The organism is Nitrospirota bacterium (genome assembly GCA_016214855.1).
Classification (GTDB): Bacteria; Nitrospirota; Thermodesulfovibrionia; order Thermodesulfovibrionales; family UBA6898; genus UBA6898.
Genome location: JACRMT010000012.1, coordinates 152,720 through 173,555, shown reverse-complemented (window position 1 = coordinate 173,555; position 20,836 = coordinate 152,720). Strand labels below are relative to the sequence as shown.

Below are 20,836 nucleotides of genomic sequence, written 5' to 3'. Positions count from 1 at the left end.
GACCTTAGCCTGATTATCTGACAAGCTACCGTCTAACCAATCTGAGTAGCTACCAGAATTCTTCCGATTCCGGCGTAATCATTGATAATAGCTACTTCTCTGAACCCTTCAGCGCGTGCGATTTTCTGCACGTCTTCTGACTGGTCGTATCCGAGCTCGAGAAATATATATCCATCAGGGTTGAGGTGATCGCCTGCTGAAGAAAGAATGGCCCTATAGAAATCCATGCCGTCCATGCCGCCATCGAGCGCAGCAACCGGTTCCCAGTCCCGAACTTCGCGCTGCAGGGTTTCGATCTCGTCTCTTCTTATATACGGCGGATTGGCAGTGATAATATCGAACTTTTTTCCCTTCACAGGATCGAAGACCGATCCCTGCAGAAACGTAACATTCTTGATGCCATTTGCCATTGCATTCTTCTTTGCATAGGTAAGGGCCTCCCTTGAAAGATCCGTCCCATACACCTCTGCATCAGGAAACTGCCTGGCAAGAGCCAGGGCAATGCAGCCGGTACCCGTGCAGATATCCAAAAACATCCGTGATGCGTAATGCGTAATGCGTGGACTGTTTTTTTCTGAACTGTCCATACTTAACGTTTCACCTTTCACGGTCTTAGTGACTTCTTCGACAAGCAGTTCTGTTTCAGGTCTTGGGATGAGCACTCCCTTTCCGACCTTTATGATCAGACCGAGGAATTCGATATGACCGATGATATATTGTACAGGTTCGCCTTTTATCCTTCGCTGAAGCAGCCTTCTGACCTTTGCGGAATCGGCACTCTTTACTTCAGGATTTTCGATATACGCATCGAGTCTGTCCCTGTTCACTGCATGGAAGACAAGCATCTCCGCCTCAGACAAGGCATCGTCAATGCCTGCAGCTTCAAGATACTCAGTCGATTTTCTTAACAGCTCAAGCAGTCTCATAGGTTACCTGTTCTTGGGTAAGAAAAAGAGGGCTGGGTGGCAAGCAAACTCCATGGTGACACCTTGAAAACAGGCACCACAGGGCATCCATAAAACAGTTAACAATATGAAACCTCAGACGTTTAATATCAAGAAGAGATATGCCACTTAAAGATGCAGTCAATTCATGGAGTTTGAGCGACATCCAGACCTCTTTTTTCGATGGAGATGTTACAAGTATTTAAGACGTTCGGCGTTAAAATGGGTAGTGAGGTTATCGATCATCTCATCAAGGTTGCCTTCGAGCACCTGTTCGAGCTTATGCAGTGTCAGGCCGGTCCTGTGGTCCGTGATGCGGTTCTGCGGATAGTTATAGGTCCTGATCCTCTCGGACCTGTCGCCTGAGCCGACCTGCGACTTCCTCTCCTGCGCCCGTTCCTTATCCTTTTCTTCGATCTGTATCTCATAAAGCCGTGAGCGCAGCACCTTCATGGCCTTGTCCCGGTTCTTTGTCTGGGAGCGCTCATCCTGGCACTGAACAACAGTATTGGTCGGGATATGCACGATCCTGACCGCAGAATAGGTCGTGTTGACGCTCTGGCCGCCTGCGCCGGATGAACAGAAGGTGTCTATCCGGAGGTCTTTCTGGTCTATCTTGACGTCCACCTCCTCAGCTTCAGGAAGCACAGCAACTGTTGCAGCCGAGGTATGTATCCTGCCTGATGCTTCAGTGCTCGGAACTCTCTGTACCCTATGTACGCCGCTTTCGTATTTCAGTCTGCTGTAGGCACCTTTTCCTTCGATAGAAGCGACCACTTCCTTTATGCCCCCGATGCCGGTCGCGTTCATGCTGATGAGCTCAACCTTCCATCTCTTTGACTCGGCATACTTGGTATACATCCTGAAGAGATTCGCGCCGAACAGGGCAGCTTCGTCACCGCCGGTCCCTGCACGTATCTCAAGGATAACGCTTTTTGCATCGCGCGGATCGACCGGCAGCAGCATGAACTTCAGCTCTTCTTCAAAAAGCGGGGCTCTCTTCTTCAGGTCTTCAAGCTCAGCCTTTGCCAGTTCCTTCATCTCGGCATCATTTCCGCCCAAAAGTTCTTCGGTGCTCTCAATGTCAACAATAAGTTTCTTATACTCGCGTATTTTTTCAACAATAGGCAGGAGCTCTGAATGTTCGCGGGAATACTTCTGATAATCGGTCGGTGTTGAAAGCACTTTGGGGTCGCTGAGGAGATTGTTCAGCTCCTCGTATTTGTGCTCAAGCGCCTGGAGCTTCTGCAGCATCTGCTTCCTCCATTTTGAGCACTTCTATCAAAGCGCTCAGTGCGACCTCAAGCTGCGCGTCGTCAGGCTCGCGTGTTGTAAGACGCTGAAGCATAAGGCCCGGAGTGATGATAAGGTGCATCAGCGGATGATGGTCCCATTTCGCCGAAAGTTTCAGGAGTTCAAAGGACGTTCCTGCGATGATCGGCATGAAGACGATCCGTGAAAGGAACTTATATATAAAAGGCCAGCTCTGCGGAATGAATGAGAAGACAAGGATACTGACCACCATAACGATCATAAGGAAGCTCGTGCCGCAGCGGGGATGAAGCGGACTGTACTGCTTGACGTTTTCAAGGGTAAGCTCGAGGCCTTTTTCGTAGGCGTGGATCACCTTATGTTCTGCTCCATGATACATGAAGATCCTTGCCATATCCTTCCACATGCCGATGATCAGAACATAACAGAGGAAGATAAAGACCCGGATGATGCCGTCAACAAAGTTAAACAGGAACGAGCTTTTTTCAACGCCCTGAATGACCAGGCCGACGAGCTTTGTGGCGTACAGGGGAAGCAGGATGAAAAGACCGATGGCGAGGCCGAATGCCACGATCATGGTCATCACAAGCGAGAACTTGCTCAGGCTCTCTTCGCCCTCCTCCTCGTAGGCCTTGCCGGCAGAAAACTCTATGGCCCTGATCCCCAATGATAATGCATGAAAGAGGGCGACAACACCCCTGATCATCGGAACCTTGAAAAAACGGGGCATTTCGGTCAGCTTCTCTTTGAGGAGATGGATCGTGCCCTTCGGGTCGCGCACGGCAACAGTCCAGTTTTTGGGTGAGCGCATCATGACACCCTCAATAACAGCCTGTCCACCTACACTTTTTATCTTCTGGTGTGTGCTCATAGGTATGCAAGAAAAAAACAGGAAGCCATGACGGCTTCCTGTTTTTTATAAATTCTCAGCCTAACTACTTCTTGGCGTATTTTTTCTTGAACTTCTCGACTCTTCCCTCAGTGTCCATGATCTTCTGCTTGCCGGTGAAGAACGGATGACACTTGGAGCAGATGTCGAGGCGAATGTCCTTACGGGTTGAACGTGTGGTGAAGGTCTCGCCACAGGCGCAAACCACATTGACTTCCTGATAATCCGGGTGAATATCTGCTTTCACTGTCTGCCTCCTGAAATTTGGTCTTGTATTCTAATAAATATTCCTATTTTTTAGCAACATCCCGGCCGGGATGTTGCCTTGATTTCCTCTACCCCATCCTGTATTCTTGCTGTATGCAACAGGAGATCGTCGATTTCCTCATTATTGGAAGCGGTGTGGCAGGTCTTCGGGCAGCCATTGAGCTCGCTCCTTACGGCAGCGTCCTTGTCGTCACCAAGGACAAGCCTACAGAGAGCAATACTGAATATGCGCAGGGCGGCATAGCTGCGGTCATGAGCGATGAGGACGAGGTGGGCATCCATCTCGAAGATACGCTCAGGGCAGGAGATGGCCTCTGCAATGAAGACACGGTAAGGACCCTGGTAGAAGAGGGGCCGAAGCGGATCGCTGAGCTTATCTCCTGGGGGGCTGAATTCGACAAAGAAGGTTCCAAACTGGACCTTACCCTTGAAGCCGCTCACTCACGCAGGCGCGTGCTGCATGCTCAGGGCGACTCTACCGGCAAAGAACTGACCCGCGTACTTCTGAACAAAGCACGGTCTTTCCCCTCGGTCCGCAGATATCCGTTTGCAATAACCGTTGACCTTATTATTAAGGACAATGAATGCCATGGGGCCTATGTGCTGCGCGACCGTGAAATGACCGCCCTGTATGCCCGGGCGACCATTCTCGCTACCGGCGGAGGGGGACAGCTCTACTCCCGCACGACCAATCCTCAGGTTGCAACCGGTGACGGCATGGCGATCGCCTTCAGGGCAGGAGCAGAACTTGAGGATATGGAGTTCATCCAGTTCCATCCCACAAGCCTCTATTCTCCGACAGCACCCCAGTTCCTTCTGAGCGAGGCAATGCGCGGCGAAGGCGCCCTGCTTCTCAACAGCAACGGGCAGCGGTTCATGCAGTCTTATCATACGCTTGCTGAGCTTGCGCCCAGGGATATCGTATCCCGCGCTATCATATCCGAAATGGTCAAGACGAGCAGCAACTATGCGTATCTTGATCTCAGGCATCTTCGCAAAGATTTTGTAAGGAGCCGTTTTCCGAACATCCACGCAACCTGCCTTCAATATGGCTTCGATATCACAGGAGACCTGATCCCGATATCACCGGCTGCCCATTACATCATGGGAGGAGTAAAAACAGATGCTGACGGCAGGACCTCTTTAAAAGGTCTCTTCGCCGCAGGGGAGGTCGCCTGCACCGGTGTTCATGGTGCAAACAGGCTTGCCTCAAACAGCCTGCTTGAAGGTCTGGTCTTCGGCGCACGAACAGGAAATGCAGCGCTTTCCGCGCCGATCGATCCGTCGGAAACGGGTGCAACGGTATTCAGTCCTGCCTCTATCAGGGACCATGATGAGATACGTCATGCGCTCCGGAAATTGATGTGGGAGAGGGTCGGCATAATCCGATGCGCCATGTCCCTTACTGAAGCGGCTTCCAGGCTGCGTGAATGGGGCATAATAACACAACGGGACTACAGCACCCGTCGGGAACTCGAACTCAAGAATATGCTGACGGTCGCGGGGATCATTGTTCAGGCGGCGCTTGCAAGAAAAGGAAGCGTCGGGGCACATTTTCGTTCTGACTTCAAGGATCGCGGAGAAGACTGGCATCAGCATTTTGTATGGGACAGAGATCGTATTAAGCTGTCGGCGCACAGTCAGTTGCCGGACCAAAAAAAGGATAGCCGATGAAACAGAGAAGAGCAAAGATCGTCTGCACCATGGGGCCTGCATCCATCAGGCCGCAGGTCCTTTCTGCTCTTGTCCGCGAGGGCATGGACGTGGCGAGGCTGAATTTTTCTCACGGGGATCATACCTTTCATCGTAATACCATAAGGGAGATCAGGCAGCTTGCAGAAAAATATCGCAGACCCGTTGCAATTCTTCAGGATCTGCAGGGGATCAAGATCCGTGTCGGTCTGATGAAAAACGGCGGCGCAGAAATTAAAAAAGGTTCGGCAATAGACATCTTCCCCGGCGAAGGATTAGGCGATGAAAAAAATATCTTTGTATCGTATCCGCATCTTCTGAGAGATGCAAAGAAAGGCGACAGGATACTGCTCGATGACGGGCTGATCCAGTTGAGGATAGAAAAAAGATCCGGCAGATCTCTTACCGCAAAGGTTATTGAAGGGGGCATGCTTAAGGACAGAAAAGGCGTGAATCTTCCCGGCATGAAGATATCCCTCAGATCTTTTACGGAAAAAGACAGGAGAGATCTTACCTTTGGCCTCAGCATGAATGTGGATTATATTGCTGTTTCCTTTGTCCGGGAGGCAGAGGAGATCCGCCAGATCCGAAGCTGGATGAAGAAAAAGGGGAAGAATATCCCGATCATAGCCAAGATCGAGAAGCCCGAAGCGCTCGACAATATCGATGCGATCCTTGATGCTGCTGACGGCATCATGATCGCCAGAGGAGACCTTGGCGTTGAAGTATTCCCCGAGAGGGTTCCGCTCATACAAAAAGACCTTATCAACAGGGCGAACAATAAGGGAAAGCTGGTGATCACGGCAACGCAGATGCTCGAATCCATGAAAGAACACCTGAGACCTACCCGTGCCGAGACTACGGATGTTGCCAATGCCGTGCTTGACGGCACGGACGCCTTGATGCTCTCTGTCGAGACCTCAGCGGGTGCCTATCCGCTTGAAGCATTCACCATGATGGACAGGATCATCACCTTTACCGAACAGGCCAGGGCAGCAGATTCCGGTTACAAGCGGGGGAACTCCTATGCAGAAGCCCTTGCTGATGCAGCCTGCATGGCAGCGGAAGACATCCGGGCGACGGTGCTTGTGGCATTTACCGAGTCAGGGTTCACGGCAAGACTCGTGTCGAAGTTCAGACCGGAACTGCCGATCATCGCTTTTACGCCCGACAAGGCGGTCCTTGCCCGGCTTGCGCTCAGCTGGGGCGTGCTTCCCAAATTCATGAAGCAGCTCAGCGGCATAGACCAGATGCTTCGCGAAGTCGAAAGAGCGCTGCTTGCAGAGAAGATCGTAAAAAAAGGCGATCATATTGTGCTCATCTCCGCCTCGCCGCTTTCTACACAGGCCAAGACGAATTTCATGAAGATACACGAAATAGGGGAGTAGGGGACAGCTTTCGATCAGACTTGGGATAGCTGATTTCTCGCACCAACGGTGCGAGTTTATGTCATGCACTTATCCTGCTTTTCTACAATGCATTAATTCAGCAAGCCCCTTACGGCATTTTGATATCGTAGGCCTTGATCCTCTGGTGAAGCTTGCTCCGTTCAATATCGAGCTTCATGTTTTCTACTTTCCAAACAGATCCAGGTATTCTTTAAAGGCAAAAAGCCTGTTCCGTTTGAACCCGGTTAGTTCCTGTAAGATTCCGATTTTCTGGAAATTCTTTAATAGCTGGTTTGCGGCAGGGTGCGTGATAGACATTTGTTTCCCGACAATCTTGGCGGTTACTATCGGCCGGGAATAAAGAAACTTAAGTAACTGCTGACCTGTTTTTGCCCTTTTGCCGAGGGTAAGGATTTCCGCTTCAAGTCTATGACGAAGGACAATGATACTTTCAAAGGTCTTTTTGCTTTTTTCTGCGGTTTCAGCAACCCCAACCAGGAAGAATCTTATCCATTGCCCGATATTGCTGGTCGCCCTGACCATGGTTAAGGCATCATAATAAGCGCCTTTGTTGCGCTCAAAAAAATCGGACACGTAAAGAGTCGGCTTGCTCAATATTCCTTTGTCTATGAGATAGAGAGTTATAAGCAGGCGGCCGATACGTCCGTTGCCGTCCTGAAATGGATGGATCGTTTCAAATTGATAATGGCTAATAGCATTTTTTATGAGATGGGGTATTTTGAGATTGTCGTTATGCCAGAATTTTTCAAGATCGCTCAGCAGGTCAGGCAGCTCACTCTGATGCGGTGGGATAAAAAAAGCGTCTTTCAGTGTCGCCCCGCCAATCCAGTTCTGACTTGTCCTTACCTCGCCGGGACTTTTATGTTCACCTCTTGCCCCCTCAAGCAAGGTTTTATGTGCCTCATTAAGAAGCCGCATTGAAAGAGGCAACTCTTTCAATCTACTTATAGCAAGATTCATGGCATTTGTGTAATTCTGTACCTCGATCCAGTCATTCTTGCGTTCTGGCTTTATCTCTTCTTCAGGCATGACAGCTTCATCAATACCTGTCTGAGTTCCCTCTATTCTGCTCGAAGTGGCCGCTTCTTTTATCACATGCATCTGGATGAAAAAGTCGACGTCCGGCACCAAGGTTGAATATGCGTTTAATTCACCGAGTAGCCTCGTTGCATTTTCCAGTAATATGGCAATGTCGCCATCATGCCAGTCAAGCGGCGCGTTTATGAAGCTCGGAGAGAAGCTTTTGTATTCATATTGCTGCTTGTAACTACCCGATTTATAGTGCTGTTTTGTCATGTCACCAGTTTCTTTACATATGTTTCTTCATATGTAAAGATTATACACTATCGTTACATATGTCAATCTATATGCAACATTCACTTATTTTGCCCAACTAATTTCTACGCTGTCTTAATTCGCAAGCCTCTTATGGCATTTTGATATCGTAGGCCTTGATCTTCCGGTGAAGGTTGCTCCGTTCGATGTCAAGCAGTTCAGCAGTTTTTGAAACATTCCAGGAATTCTCTTCAAGTTTCCTGAAGATAAAGTCCTTCTCAAAAGCCTCCCGGGCATCTTTCAGCGAAGATAATGATAAGTAATCGGAACGGGGTGACCCTGCCGCAATAATGTCAACCTTGCTGATGGTCCTTGACGGCGTCATGATCACGAGTCTCTCGAGCACATTCTTCAGTTCACGGATATTGCCGGGCCAGGAATAATTCTGAAGAGCCCTGATCGCCTCAGGGGAAACCTCCTTTTTCTGCTGTCCATACTCGGCAGCAAAGAGATCCAGAAAATGATCCACCAGCGCTGGGATATCCTCTGCCCGCTCCCTGAGTCCGGGCACCCTGATCGGGATCACGTTAAGCCGGAAAAAAAGGTCTTCCCTGAAGGCCCCTTTTTTCACCTCTTCTGCAAGGTCCTTGTTCGTAGCAGAGATGATCCTCACGTCAACCTTGATGTTCTTGCTGCCGCCGACGCGCTGGAACTCCTGGGTCTCGATCACCCGCAGGACCTTTGCCTGCGTCTGGAGCGACATGTCACCGATCTCGTCAAGGAAGAGCGCACCCCTGTCGGCAAGTTCGAACTTCCCCTGCTTCCGCTCAAACGCGCCGGTAAAGGAGCCCTTTTCGTGGCCAAAGAGTTCGCTTTCGATCAGTTCCTGGGGAATGGCAGCGCAGTTTACCTCAACAAAGGGGCCGCTATGCCGGGGGCTGTTCTGGTGCAGAAGATGAGCAACAAGCTCCTTGCCAGCGCCGCTTTCTCCCAATATGAGCACCCTGCCATTGCTGGCACCAGCCATCTGTATCTGCTCGATTACCTGCTTTATTTTTACAGAATTCCCGATAAGCCTCCATTGTTTTGAAAAGTTCTCCCTGAGCGCCCTGTTCTCGACCTCAAGGTTTTTCTTTTCAAGTGCCCGCTGCACGGTAAGAAGAACCTTCTCCAGAGAGAGAGGTTTTTCGAGGAGATCATAGGCCCCCATGCGTGTTGCCTTGATCGCATTCTCTATATTTGCATGACCGGAGATCATAATAACGGGGAGGTCAGGATATGCCTCTTTGAGTTCCTGCAGTGTCTGGATGCCGTCCATGCCGTCCATCCAGATGTCCAACAGCACAAGGTCAGGAGCTGTCTCCTTTGAGATCCTGAGCGCTTCCTCGCCTGACGACGCAGTAACAGCGTCATAGTCATCCTCTATGATCTGAGACAGGCTTTCCCGTATGCCTTCTTCGTCATCAACAATCATTACAAGAGCTTTTGCCATTTAGCCTTCCTTTATCGGCAGTTCTATGCTGAAAATCGTTCCGTGAGGCTTGTTGTCCCTTACCCTGATATAACCTCTGTGTTCAGTCACGACCCTGCTGGCGATCGCAAGACCAAGCCCTGTGCCGTCCTTCCTGGTAGAGAAGTAGGGCAGGAAGAGCTTCTCTTTGTCCTCTTCACGAATCCCTGGTCCGTTATCGGCGATATCAACATACACCCGGTTAGAGAGAGCATCCTGGTGAATCATTATATCAAGCCGTCCCTGATTCTGCATTGCCTGAATAGCATTATTTACGATATTGATGATGACCCTTTTGAACTGTTCAGCGTCAAGCTCAATGGGCGTTTCGCTGCCTTTTAGGGAAAGATGCATCTCAATGTCTTTGTAGTCTTTATAAAGGTTGATCACGCTCTCGATGATCGAGGAGAGCATCGCAGGGGCCTTGCGGATCTCAGGCATTTTGCCAAAGCGCGAAAACTCATCGACCAGCCGCTTAAGGCTCTCTACCTCCCTGATGATCGTCTTTGTTGACCGCTCGAAAACCTTGCCGAAGTCCTCGTCTTTGTTCTGCCACTTCTTCACCATATGGTCAGTCGACAGCTTTATCGGGGTGAGCGGGTTCTTGATCTCATGGGCTATCCTTCTGGCGACTTCCTGCCAGGCTATGGCCTTCTGCGCCCTGGTGATCTCGGTCAGGTCATCAAAGACAACCAGTGTTCCCATAAAATTTCCGGTATCTCTCAGGCTCGTGATAAAGAGTCTGAGCAGAATGCGCTTCTCACCGACCATGATCCTGATCTCTTTTTCCACGCCTTTGAAATCCCTGATGATAATGCCTTTGACGGTTTCTCTCAGTTCATCCGAGTCAATGAGGGAAAGGAGGGTATCATATTTTTTGTTCATCACATCAGAAGGGTCTATGTTCAGTATTCTGCAGGCTGCATTATTAATGATAAGGATATTTCCCTCGGCATCCAGGGATATGACGCCTGAGTTCACGTTTTCAAGGATCTTCTCGATAACAAGCCTGCGTCTGTCCGATACCTGTGAGGCATGCTGGAGCGACTCCTTGTTCTCCTTCAGATCCCTGACCATGTTATTGAAGGAGCTGATCAGGAGCCCAATCTCGTCATCCCGTTCGATATTGACCGACATGTCAAGATTCCCCTTCGCAACCTCAGCGGTTGCCTGCGCAAGGGCCTGGATTGGGTCTGTAATACCGCGCGAAATTCTGAGCGCGGTCCAGAGCGCCATAAAGACCATCAGCAGGGTGGAGAAGCCGAGTATCAGGAGATAATTCGTCTTCATCGGCATTTTCCAGGAATCAAGGGTAAGATAGTTCTTGTATGCTGCCTGGATCATCCCCGCATTTCTGGTGATGCTGCTGTCCATGACGGATTCTACGACCACAATTCCATCATGCGGGTTCTGTCTGTTCCTCGGTACCACGGCACGGACTATATCCCCTGTTTTCGTGGAAATGATCTCGACATCTTCCTTGCCCTCAAACCCGGCCTTAATGATATCTGATGCATCAGCAGGAATTGTACGCAGCGTGTAAGCTTTTAACCCTTCCGGCAGGGTCAGTCCCGCAGTTGCGGCCCTTGCAAACACGAGGGTCTGCTGACGCTGCATCTCATAAGCAGACTTTGCAACCTCGACAGCGAGGTCCAGGGGCTGTTTTATCTGGGGATCGAACCATCGGTCCAGATAGTTCGTTACAACACCGCTCGAGACAACAAAAAGAAAGGCTGACGGAATAAGGGTCATGACAACAAGGACCACGACAAACCTTGTCTTAAGTTTATACCCCAGCACCTTCTGCTTGCGCTCAAAGTAGAGCCTGATCAGGCTTTTTCCGACAAAGAACATCAGCGTCAGAAGGGCAACAAGATTGAGGTTCAAGAGGACGAAAAGAAGGACTTTCGTAAGTACAGGAACATCTTTGAGCCCGATATAATGGAATTCTATGGAAAAGACCGTAATGATGAAAAGTATTATAAGGGAAATAAAGAGCGGGAACCTGAGGTTTTTCATCGGCTGCCGTCGATCGCAAATACGGTCGAGTCTTTCATGATCCTGAACTCATTTTCTGAAACAAAGATGAACAGGTATCCTATGACAGGAGGGAGATTGCGGATCTTCGACTCAACAGTGATCCGCACAAAATACTGGCCGGGCTCAAGTTCCCTGATATTGGTAAGCTTCAGGTCCTTGAATACGACAACCCATGCCATCATGGACTCAAATGATTTAAACCGCTTTTCTATAAGCAGACTGCCGTCGCTTGAAGTCGCCACATATTCCTTCTTGATAGGATCGACCTTCAAGGTCTTGACATAGGCTTTGCCAAGCACGAACTCATCAGGCCAGATCTTCCATATTCTGAAGAGGTCGACATAAAACTTGAGTTCTTTATCCACACCGCCCCTGATCGCATCCAGCCCCTTTTCGTCGAGACTCAGGCTGAAGGATACGAAGAGATCGCTATTGACCCTCTTTACCTCAGGTCCGGAAAGGGTTTGGCTTTCCGACACAAGGGGATGTAACAGGGCGATAACGAATATAACTATGCTGAAAATACGGGACATTTTGGCTTGACATCTCCTGAAAAATATTTCCATTATAGCATAACCTTGTAAATCCAAAAGGGTTCCAGGGCTGAAGAATAGGGGGTCCTATGGAGATAACAACCGTACAACTCGAGATACCGGAAGACTGCAATGTCATACTTGGCCAGACGCATTTCATCAAGACTGCCGAAGACCTGTATGAGATCATTGCCACAACAGTTCCCCAGGCACAGTTCGGCATAGCCTTCAGCGAGGCATCAGGACCCTGCCTTATCAGGACCGAAGGCAATGACCGCAGACTGACAGACGTCTGCGTAAAGAACCTGCAGGCTGTCGGCGCAGGCCACGTCTTCTGCATACTCCTGAAGAACGCATTCCCGATCAATGTCCTGAACCAGATAAAGAACTGCCCTGAAGTCTGCAGGATATTCTGCGCAACAGCCAACCCCGTTGAAGTGATAACGGCAGGGTCATCGCAGGGGAAAGGCGTTCTCGGCGTCATTGACGGATTTTCTCCCCGCGGCATTGAAACCCCTGAGGATAAGGCGCATAGGCATGAATTTCTCAGAAAGATCGGCTACAAACTATAGGTATGGAGAAGAGATGAATCTACCTGAACTGAAATACGACAAGCATGGGCTCATACCGGCGATCATTCAGGATGCCCGGAACAATGAGGTTCTGATGATGGCATACATGAACGAAACCTCGCTGCAGAAGACTATCGAAACAGGATATACGCATTTCTGGTCCCGGTCCCGCCAGAAGTTCTGGAAAAAAGGTGAATCCTCCGGCCACGTCCAGGAAGTGGAGCAGATCCTCTATGACTGCGATAAGGATACTGTCCTCATCAGGGTCATCCAGAAGGGACCTGGGGCCTGCCACACGGGCCATAGGTCATGTTTTTATACAGACATCAGCGGCAGCGAGATCTCCGGCAAGGTATTTTCCGAAGAAGACGTATACGGCAAACCATGATCCTCGATGACCTTCAGGCCGTTATTATTGACCGGAAAGACCATCCTCGGACTGAATCCTATGTATCATCTCTGTTTGCAAAAGGCAGGGATGAGATCCTGAAAAAGATCGGCGAAGAGGCGGTCGAGGTTATCGTTGCCTCAAAGAGCGGAGACAGACAGCAGGTCATCCATGAGTTGGCTGATCTCTGGTTCCATTGTATGGTGCTCATGCCTGAAGACAGGGTGAGTCTGAATGATGTATTCAGGGAACTTGAAAGAAGATTTAACAAAAAGGAGGACCGTAATGAGTGACTGCGTCTTCTGCAAGATAGCAGAGAAGAAGATACCGGCAAAGATCACCTTTGAAGATGATCTCTGTCTTGCCTTTGAGGACATTACGCCCCAGGCACCGGTACACACCCTGATCATTCCGAAGAAACATATTTCAACTACCCTTGAGGTCTCTGAGGAAGACAGCGCCCTGATCGGCCATCTTGTCCGTGCAGCAGCAAGGATCGCAAGAGACAAAGGCATCGACGGGAAAGGCTTCAGGCTGGTCATGAATACGAACGCTGACGGCGGCCAGACCGTATTTCATATTCATCTGCACCTGTTAGGCGGCAGGCCCATGCACTGGCCGCCGGGGTGAGACAAGGCTTCTTTTCCGGACAGGTACGCAGCAATATATCCTGTTGAGAGAAATGCAGCTGAATTTTTCCCTGAAGCGGTGGTATTGCGTCTGTTATCAGCAAGTCTCTATTTCAGCCTCATTACCCTGAAACGGTTATCATAGGCTTCCATGTATGTCGGATTAAGTGAGATCGCCGTTTCATATTCACGCAGGGCGTCATCGAATAGCCCTTTATGTTCATATGCTACCCCCAGATTATTATGTGCCACATCGCTGTCAGGGGATTTTTCTACGGTATCGGACCAGAGTATGAAATCACTTTTCCATGCCTGATTCCTCTGAACGGTCAGTATGCCGAAATACATTCCCGTTATTGCGAACAGGGACACAATAACAGGGATGGTCTGTCTGTTGAAAAAGCTCCTCTTTACTGCAATTCTTGACAGTGCGGCGATTAAAATGACATATCCTGCGGAGGGCAGATAGAGGTACCTTTCAGCAAAGACGTAATAGCTGTATCCGGTCGCCGGCAGATAGAGACATGGCAGTAAGGGCGCAATGATCCATACGGAGCAGAGAGACAGCATAATATTTTTTTTCATGGTGAACATCATAATGAAGAAATAGATAATCATAAAACATAAGGGTAAGAGAAACGTCGTTTCAGCGATGGACGAGACAGGGTGAAAGACATACAGGACATTCAGCTGCAGGGGCAAAACCAGTTTTTCCATATATTGAAACAGAAGCAGAGGCATATTCAGCATCAGGTTATACGTATCGAGACGGATATGGTTTGTTTTCACCGGATCCGACTCCCCTGCAGTTACCAGGAAGAAGAGAGAGAAATATGCGACCAGGGCAAGTGCAATCGGCATATAGCGTTTGAGCAATATGCCCCGGGGAACGGTTGAGTTTGGATGCGGCTGGATGCTGCTTCGTGATAGAGCATAGGTATACGCCACAAAAACAGGCAAAAAGAAGACTGCGGTGACCTTGAAAAGAATTGCAATAAACATCAGAAGACCGGGCAAGACATGAGCCCTGATAGTATTGCCGGTTGATTTCATGAAAAGGTAAAACGATAACAGGCAGAAAAAAGTCATGGATAATTCAGATAATCCGATAGCCCAGTTCACCGGCTCTGTATGAATAGGATGGACTGCAAACAACAATGAGGCGGCAAATGGATACATGACTGAATTTTCTCCATGGAGAGCAAGAAAAAGCCTTGCGCAGACGAGAAAGACCATTACGGAGGTGAGTGCGTGCACCAGGACGTTGGTAACCTGGTACGCCCATGGATCAGTCCCTGATATATGGTACTGTAACAATCTCACCAGTAACTTCAGCGGCCCATATTTTGTTGAGGATTGTTCAGGCTTTAACCATCCTAATGAGTGCGAAAAGAAGATGTCAGGCAGATAGGCAAAGTCTTTGATCCATTCATTTGACAGCACCTCATACTTGTCGTCCCAGACGAAATCGTTGGAAAGCGTGCTGATATAGACACTAAAAGAAAGAAGAACAAGCAGGAAGAGAAGGACATAGCGAGTTTTTGCATTAAGATTCATAATTAACCGCCATAGAGGTCTCTGCAAAGTCTGCCACAAAATTAAGATTACATCCCCGTGTTAAATTTATCAAGACGTAGTGGTGAACTGATAAGGCACACTGCCCGCAGTGTTTTCGGCTAAACGGGCTTGACTGTCGATCAGTTATTGTCAGTAAGCTATTATGCAAAAAATGGTATAATCTCCCCTATGGCAAACGAACAGAATAAAGTGATCTACTCAATGGTTGGGGTCAGCAAGTTCCACAACAAGAAGCAGGTGCTGAAAGACATCTACCTCTCCTATTTCTACGGCGCGAAGATTGGTGTGCTCGGCCTCAACGGATCAGGCAAGAGCTCTCTGCTTCGCATTCTGGCAGGCGTTGACAAGGAATTCGTCGGCGAGACCGTGCTTTCCCCCGGCCATACGATCGGATTCCTTGAGCAGGAGCCTGTTCTTGATGACACAAAGACGGTGCGGCAGATCGTTGAGCAGGGTGTGCAGGAGACGGCCGATCTTCTGAACGAGTACAACCAGATCAATGAGAAGTTTGCTGAGCCGATGTCTGATGATGAGATGAACAAGCTGATCGAGCGTCAGGGCAAGGTGCAGGAAAAGCTTGATCACCTTGATGCCTGGGACCTTGACAGCCGTCTTGATATGGCGATGGATGCACTCCGCTGCCCTGCTGCGGATACGCCGATAACAGTGCTGTCCGGAGGAGAGAAGAGGAGGGTGGCGCTCTGCAGACTTCTTCTTCAGAAGCCGGATATCCTCCTTCTTGATGAGCCGACCAACCACCTTGATGCTGAATCAGTTGCATGGCTTGAGCATCACCTTCAGAGCTATGCCGGCACCATTATTGCCGTTACCCATGACCGGTATTTCCTTGATAATGTGGCAGGCTGGATACTGGAGCTCGACAGGGGGCAGGGCATCCCCTGGAAAGGCAATTATTCGTCCTGGCTTGATCAAAAGCAGAACAGGCTTAAGCAGGAGGAGAAGTCCGAGAGCGAACGGCAGAAGACCCTGCAGCGGGAACTTGAGTGGATCCGGATGTCGCCTAAAGGCAGACATGCAAAGTCCAAGGCCCGCATCACCTCCTATGAAATGCTTCTTCAGCAGGACATGGAAAAACAGGCAAAGGAGATGGAGATATTTATTCCGCCCGGCCCGAGGCTCGGGAATGTTGTCATAGAGGCCGAGAATGTGACCAAGGCCTATGGTGAGAATATTCTGGTTGAGGACATGACCTTTTCGCTTCCGCCCGGCGGCATCATCGGCGTTATCGGCCCAAACGGTGCAGGAAAGACGACCCTTTTTCGCATGATCACCGGCAAGGAAAAGCCTGATGCAGGCGAGATCAGGATAGGCGATACTGTGAAGCTTGCGTACGTTGACCAGAGCAGGGATTCGCTCGACCCGAACAAGTCCATATGGGAAGCGATCTCTGACGGCCAGGACACGGTTCAGATAGGCAACAGAGAAGTGAATTCCCGCGCCTACGTGGGGAAATTCAATTTTTCCGGCCAGGACCAGCAGAAGAAAGTGAGTCTGCTCTCCGGCGGAGAGCGCAACCGTGTGCATCTTGCCAGAATGCTGAAGGAAGGTGCTAACGTTCTTCTCCTTGATGAGCCGACGAATGATCTTGATGTCAACACCATGAGGGCGCTGGAAGAGGCGCTTGAGACCTTTGCCGGATGTGCTGTAGTGATCAGTCATGACCGGTGGTTCCTTGACCGGATCGCGACCCATATCCTTGCCTTTGAAGGGGACAGTAAAGTTGTCTGGTTTGACGGCAACTATTCCGAATATGAGGCTGACCGTAAGGCACGTTTAGGCTCTGCTGCTGATCAGCCGCACAGGATCAAATACCGCAGCCTCACGAGGTAGCGCCTCGTGCTTCAGCACGATAGCCCGTCTGTCAGGCCCGGCTATATCGCAGTATGTGTTGCCGCACTGCTCTGGGCAGCATCAGGCAATGCATCGAAGTTCGTTCTGCAGAGCGAGGTTACCCCGTTTCAACTGGTCCAACTCAGGACAACAATAGCCGCAACCCTGCTTTTTCTCTTTCTGCTGGTTCGAAGGAGTGACCTGCTGAAGATAGCGCGAAAAGATGCGGCATATTTCATCGTTCTTGGTATCGTTCTGGCCGTAATGTTGTTTGCCTATCTTTATGCGATCAGCAGGATACATGTTGCTGCGGCTGTCCTGCTTCAGTACCAGGCTCCTGCACTGATAGCACTCTATTCCTTTTTCTTTCAGCAAAAAAAACTGTCAGCATTTACGGTTGTGGCGATTGTTGGTGCGATCAGCGGCTGCTATCTTATGGTCGGAGCCTATAACCTCAATTTGCTTGATATGAATAAAGCCGGCATCCTGTCCGGCCTGGCCTCTGCCGTTGCCCTGGCGCTCTATTCTGTCCGGAGCGAATATGGCATGCGTACCTATTCAGCCTGGACGGTCCTGTCCTACGCTCTCCTGGTCGCAGCAATCATCTGGAATGTTATAATCCCACCCTTCGCAGCTTTTGCGGCACACTATAGCGCTTCTGCCTGGGGATGGATAGTCTTTATAAGCCTTTTTGGCACAATAGCGCCTTTTGGTCTTTATAACGAGGGGGTTAAACGTATCCGCTCCACGCATGCAGGCATTACGGCAACGCTTGAGCCGGTGATGGCAGGCATCTTCGCGTACGCCTTTCTTGGCGAGGTCATGGAGTTGCCGCAGCTGATCGGCGCCGGAACGGTCATCGGAGCGATCCTGCTCCTTCCGTTAGAAAAGCTCCGCATTACAGGTCTGCGTGGGCCGCAGGGAAGTTCCGGCAAAGATCAGAAGAGGTGAAAGAGCAGCAGGTTTCTCTGTCAACTGCACATTGCATTGCCCGGCACAATTGATGCCTGCTGTTATGATCAGCAGTCAAGGTTTTTCGCTTTACTGTGATTTCACGTATTGGTTATCATGAAACAACGAGGCAAAACTAAAGAACCGGCATTCTCAATATTGACTCTGCTGCAGCAAATCATCAGCTCTATTACTTGAGGAAGCAGGATGATCGTGACTGACATGGAATCAAAAACAGGCTTACGTTTCACAATGCAGAGAACCTTCCTGTGGTCCAAAACCGATCAGCCGGATCTGCAGTTGCTATATGCTGCTGCAGAGGCACTGATATGACTTCTCCTGCGCAGATACTTGTTGTTGAAGACGATCCGCTCATGGCCGGACAGATGCAGGATATGCTCCTGGACCTCGGATACAACGTGGCCGGCATCTCTTCATCAGGAGAGGATGCGGTCAGGCAGGCCATGAAGACAAAACCTGATCTTGTGCTTATGGACATTGTATTGAAGGGGGCGCTCGACGGCGTCAGGGCTGCCGAGCAGATAAGGGCGTGTTTCAATATCCCTGTTGTGTATGTTTCGGGCTATATCGATGAAAAGACGCTGCAGCATGCGAAGATAACAGAGCCCTATGCCTATATCCTTAAGCCTGTAGACAAGAGAGAGCTGCATACGAACATTGAAATTGCCCTGTACCGTCATCAGATGGAAACGACCTTACGGGAGAGTCAGCGCTGGTTTGCGGCAGCGCTCAGCTCCATAGGCGATGCGGTGATCGCCACGGATGGGAATGGTGGGGTGACGTTCATGAATCCGGCCGCAGAACTGCTGACAGGCTGGCGGCAGCATGATGTCGTGGGCAAGACCGTGCCCGAGATACTCGTCCTCATTCATGAGCAGACGCTTCTTCCTGCTGAAAATCCTGTGACAGCGGCCCTCAGAGGGGGCGAAGTGGTGGTCCCTGCCAATCATTCCGTGCTCATAGCAAGAGGCGGGCAAAGATTACCGGTGGAGACGAGCGCTGCGCCTATTAAAGATGATAAAGGGAATACGATCGGTGTTGTCCTTGTCATCCGCAGCATTACGGACCAGAGACTGGCTGCGGAGGAGATGCGGCAGGCGCTTGAAAAAGCGATGGAAGAGAAGGCCAAAACAGAGGCTGTCATTGAAGCTATCGGAGACGGGCTGAGCATTCTGGATACGAATTACAGGCTCCTCTATCAGAATAAGACCGCCCGTGACATGCTTGGAACTCATGTCGGAGAATACTGCTATGAGGTGTATGAAAAAAGGGACCGGGTCTGTTATCAATGCCCGGTTGCCCTGTCCTTTGCAGACGGCAATGTCCATATCGTGGAAAGAAGCAATGACGCGAGGACCCTGCATCTGGAGATCACGGCGTCACCGATAAAGGACGCAAACGGCAGGGTCATCGGCGGGATCGAAGTTACCAGAGATATAACAACGCGCAAGCTGGGTGAGATTGCCCTGAAGGAAAGCGAGGAGCGTTATCGTGACCTTTTCGAGAACGCCCACGATCTGATACAGAGCGTGAGCCCTGAAGGACGGTTCGTCTTTGTGAACAAGGCGTGGATGGAAACCCTTGGCTATACAGTTGAGGACATCAGGACAATCACCATGTTCGATATCCTGGATCCCGCATGCCTGGACCATTGCCTGAGTACCTTTCAGAGGGTCATGGCCGGCGAGGTGGAGGACAATATCGAGGCTGTCTTCATTGCAAAGGACAAGAGAAAGGTTTATGTTGAGGGGAATGTGAATGTGCGGTATGTCGATGGGAAGGTGATAGCCACTCAGGGGATATTCCGCGATGTCACTGAACGGAAGAGGACTGAGGAAGAAAAGGCAAGGCTGGAGCATCAGCTCCGTCATGCCCAGAAGATAGAGGCTGTCGGCACGCTGACTGCCGGTATCTCTCATGAGTTCAATAATATCCTGACCGCGATCATAGGCTACGGTGAGTTCCTGCAGGAGGGCATAGACAAGGACAGTCCTCTCCGTGTCTATGCAGATATGATCCAGTCCTCTGCGCTTCGTGCAGCCAGCCTGACGCAGGGCCTGCTCGCGTACAGCAGAAAACAGGTGCTGAAACCAAGGCCGGTCAGGTTGAACGAGATTGTGAGGAACGTAACGAAGCTTCTTTCACGGCTCATCCGCGAGAGCATTGAACTGAAAAGCATTGTGCCGGATGAAGACGTCATAATCATGGCCGATCCCGGTCAGCTTGAGCAGGTCCTGATGAATCTTGCCACAAATGCCAGGGATGCCATGCCCCACGGAGGGTCTCTCACCATAGCGACCGGGTGTGTGGAGCTGGGTGAGGCATTCATAAGCAGGCATCATTATGGGAAACCCGGGACCTATGCGCTGATATCTGTTTCCGATACCGGCATCGGCATGGACGAAAAGACGATCGAGAGGATCTTTGAGCCGTTCTTTACGACCAAGGAACCGGGAAAGGGGACCGGGCTCGGCCTTGCCGTGGTATATGGGATCATCAAACAGCATAAGGGGTATATCACCGCTGATAGCTCAGCCGGGAAAGGAACATTGTTTTCAATATATCTGCCTCTTGCCAATGCAGTGACCGAAGAAACCGAGCCGGCAAGTACGCTGCCGGTTCAGCGCGGAGCAGAGACGATATTAGTCGCTGAAGACGATGCCACGGTAAGGAAACTTGTTCAGGATACACTCGAAAAGACAGGATACCGGGTTATCGTTGCTGAAAACGGAGAGGAAGCAGTGAACAGATTCAAAGACAGCCGCGACGAGATCCAGTTCCTTCTGTTCGATGTCATCATGCCGAAGAAAAGCGGCATGATGGCATATAGGGAGATCCGGGATATGAAGCCAGATATAAAAGTCCTTTTTATGAGCGGGTATGCTCCTGATCTCATAAGTAAAGAGGGGGATATAGAGGAAGGGGTCAATGTTATCTTAAAACCGGTTTCATCAAAAGAACTTTTGCCCCGGATCAGGGAGTTGATCGACAGATAACCTTCAGGGAGCGCCACCC

Annotated in this window: 18 protein-coding genes; 9 read left to right on the top strand and 9 right to left on the bottom strand. The window is 50.1% G+C overall.

What is annotated here, in order from left to right; genetic code table 11:
• Positions 1-32 precede the first annotated feature (32 nt).
• The 4 genes from prmC to rpmE form a co-directional block, all read right to left on the bottom strand.
• The gene (prmC, locus tag HZB62_11145; protein MBI5075703.1) at positions 33-926 is read right to left on the bottom strand and encodes a peptide chain release factor N(5)-glutamine methyltransferase; all 894 of its coding nucleotides are present in this window, start codon (positions 924-926) and stop codon (positions 33-35) included.
• Between the two features lie 210 nt (positions 927-1,136).
• The gene (prfA, locus tag HZB62_11140; GenBank protein MBI5075702.1) at positions 1,137-2,198 is read right to left on the bottom strand and encodes a peptide chain release factor 1; all 1,062 of its coding nucleotides are present in this window, start codon (positions 2,196-2,198) and stop codon (positions 1,137-1,139) included.
• Entirely contained in the window at positions 2,173-3,087 is a 915-nt protein-coding gene (locus tag HZB62_11135; GenBank protein MBI5075701.1) for a DUF1385 domain-containing protein, read from the bottom strand. The genes prfA and HZB62_11135 overlap by 26 nt, the downstream gene beginning before the upstream one ends.
• A gap of 64 nt (positions 3,088-3,151) precedes the next feature.
• Entirely contained in the window at positions 3,152-3,352 is a 201-nt protein-coding gene (gene rpmE / locus HZB62_11130; GenBank protein MBI5075700.1) for a 50S ribosomal protein L31, read from the bottom strand.
• A gap of 113 nt (positions 3,353-3,465) precedes the next feature.
• On the opposite strand from rpmE, the gene nadB reads away from it, so the two are divergent.
• Together nadB and pyk are read left to right on the top strand one after the other, a co-directional pair.
• Positions 3,466-5,046 carry an L-aspartate oxidase gene (gene nadB / locus HZB62_11125; protein ID MBI5075699.1) on the top strand — a complete coding sequence of 527 codons (1,581 nt, stop codon included), beginning with the start codon at positions 3,466-3,468 and terminating at the stop codon, positions 5,044-5,046.
• Positions 5,043-6,452: a pyruvate kinase gene (gene pyk / locus HZB62_11120; protein ID MBI5075698.1), complete on the top strand. Its 1,410-nt coding sequence runs from the start codon at positions 5,043-5,045 to the stop codon at positions 6,450-6,452. Before nadB ends, pyk begins: the two co-directional genes overlap by 4 nt.
• Positions 6,453-6,635: 183 nt before the next feature.
• Here the strand turns inward: pyk and HZB62_11115 are convergent, their stop codons facing one another.
• The 4 genes from HZB62_11115 to HZB62_11100 form a co-directional block, all read right to left on the bottom strand.
• Positions 6,636-7,769, bottom strand: coding sequence for a Fic family protein (locus HZB62_11115; protein MBI5075697.1), 1,134 nt, complete (start codon positions 7,767-7,769; stop codon positions 6,636-6,638).
• Between the two features lie 130 nt (positions 7,770-7,899).
• Entirely contained in the window at positions 7,900-9,240 is a 1,341-nt protein-coding gene (locus HZB62_11110) for a sigma-54-dependent Fis family transcriptional regulator (protein ID MBI5075696.1), read from the bottom strand.
• A complete protein-coding gene (locus HZB62_11105; protein MBI5075695.1) occupies positions 9,241-11,277 on the bottom strand; it encodes a HAMP domain-containing protein in 2,037 nt (678 codons plus the stop codon). It abuts the gene before it with no gap.
• On the bottom strand, positions 11,274-11,831 hold the full coding sequence (locus tag HZB62_11100; GenBank protein MBI5075694.1) for a DUF4390 domain-containing protein: 558 nt from the start codon (positions 11,829-11,831) through the stop codon (positions 11,274-11,276). Before HZB62_11100 ends, HZB62_11105 begins: the two co-directional genes overlap by 4 nt.
• Positions 11,832-11,920: 89 nt before the next feature.
• Between HZB62_11100 and HZB62_11095 the strand changes: the two genes are divergently transcribed.
• Genes HZB62_11095 through HZB62_11080 form a run of 4 tightly spaced genes read left to right on the top strand, consistent with a single transcriptional unit; the run spans position 11,921 to position 13,421 of the window.
• Positions 11,921-12,403: an adenosine-specific kinase gene (locus HZB62_11095; protein MBI5075693.1), complete on the top strand. Its 483-nt coding sequence runs from the start codon at positions 11,921-11,923 to the stop codon at positions 12,401-12,403.
• A gap of 13 nt (positions 12,404-12,416) precedes the next feature.
• Positions 12,417-12,791 (top strand): phosphoribosyl-AMP cyclohydrolase, encoded by a 375-nt coding sequence (gene hisI / locus HZB62_11090; protein MBI5075692.1) that lies wholly within the window; start codon positions 12,417-12,419, stop codon positions 12,789-12,791.
• Positions 12,788-13,084 (top strand): phosphoribosyl-ATP diphosphatase, encoded by a 297-nt coding sequence (locus HZB62_11085; protein ID MBI5075691.1) that lies wholly within the window; start codon positions 12,788-12,790, stop codon positions 13,082-13,084. The genes hisI and HZB62_11085 overlap by 4 nt, the downstream gene beginning before the upstream one ends.
• On the top strand, positions 13,077-13,421 hold the full coding sequence (locus HZB62_11080) for a histidine triad nucleotide-binding protein (protein ID MBI5075690.1): 345 nt from the start codon (positions 13,077-13,079) through the stop codon (positions 13,419-13,421). The genes HZB62_11085 and HZB62_11080 overlap by 8 nt, the downstream gene beginning before the upstream one ends.
• A 107-nt stretch (positions 13,422-13,528) precedes the next feature.
• Here HZB62_11080 and HZB62_11075 read toward each other — a convergent pair whose 3' ends face one another.
• Positions 13,529-14,977 carry a tetratricopeptide repeat protein gene (locus tag HZB62_11075; protein MBI5075689.1) on the bottom strand — a complete coding sequence of 483 codons (1,449 nt, stop codon included), beginning with the start codon at positions 14,975-14,977 and terminating at the stop codon, positions 13,529-13,531.
• 189 nt (positions 14,978-15,166) lie between these two features.
• Between HZB62_11075 and ettA the strand changes: the two genes are divergently transcribed.
• The 3 genes from ettA (at position 15,167) to HZB62_11060 (ending at position 20,817) form a co-directional block, all read left to right on the top strand.
• Positions 15,167-16,849, top strand: a complete 1,683-nt coding sequence (ettA, locus tag HZB62_11070) for an energy-dependent translational throttle protein EttA (protein ID MBI5075688.1) — start codon at positions 15,167-15,169, stop codon at positions 16,847-16,849.
• A gap of 6 nt (positions 16,850-16,855) precedes the next feature.
• The gene (locus tag HZB62_11065) at positions 16,856-17,800 is read left to right on the top strand and encodes an EamA family transporter (protein ID MBI5075687.1); all 945 of its coding nucleotides are present in this window, start codon (positions 16,856-16,858) and stop codon (positions 17,798-17,800) included.
• Positions 17,801-18,129: 329 nt separating this feature from the next.
• Positions 18,130-20,817 carry a PAS domain S-box protein gene (locus HZB62_11060; protein ID MBI5075686.1) on the top strand — a complete coding sequence of 896 codons (2,688 nt, stop codon included), beginning with the start codon at positions 18,130-18,132 and terminating at the stop codon, positions 20,815-20,817.
• Positions 20,818-20,836: the final 19 nt, after the last annotated feature.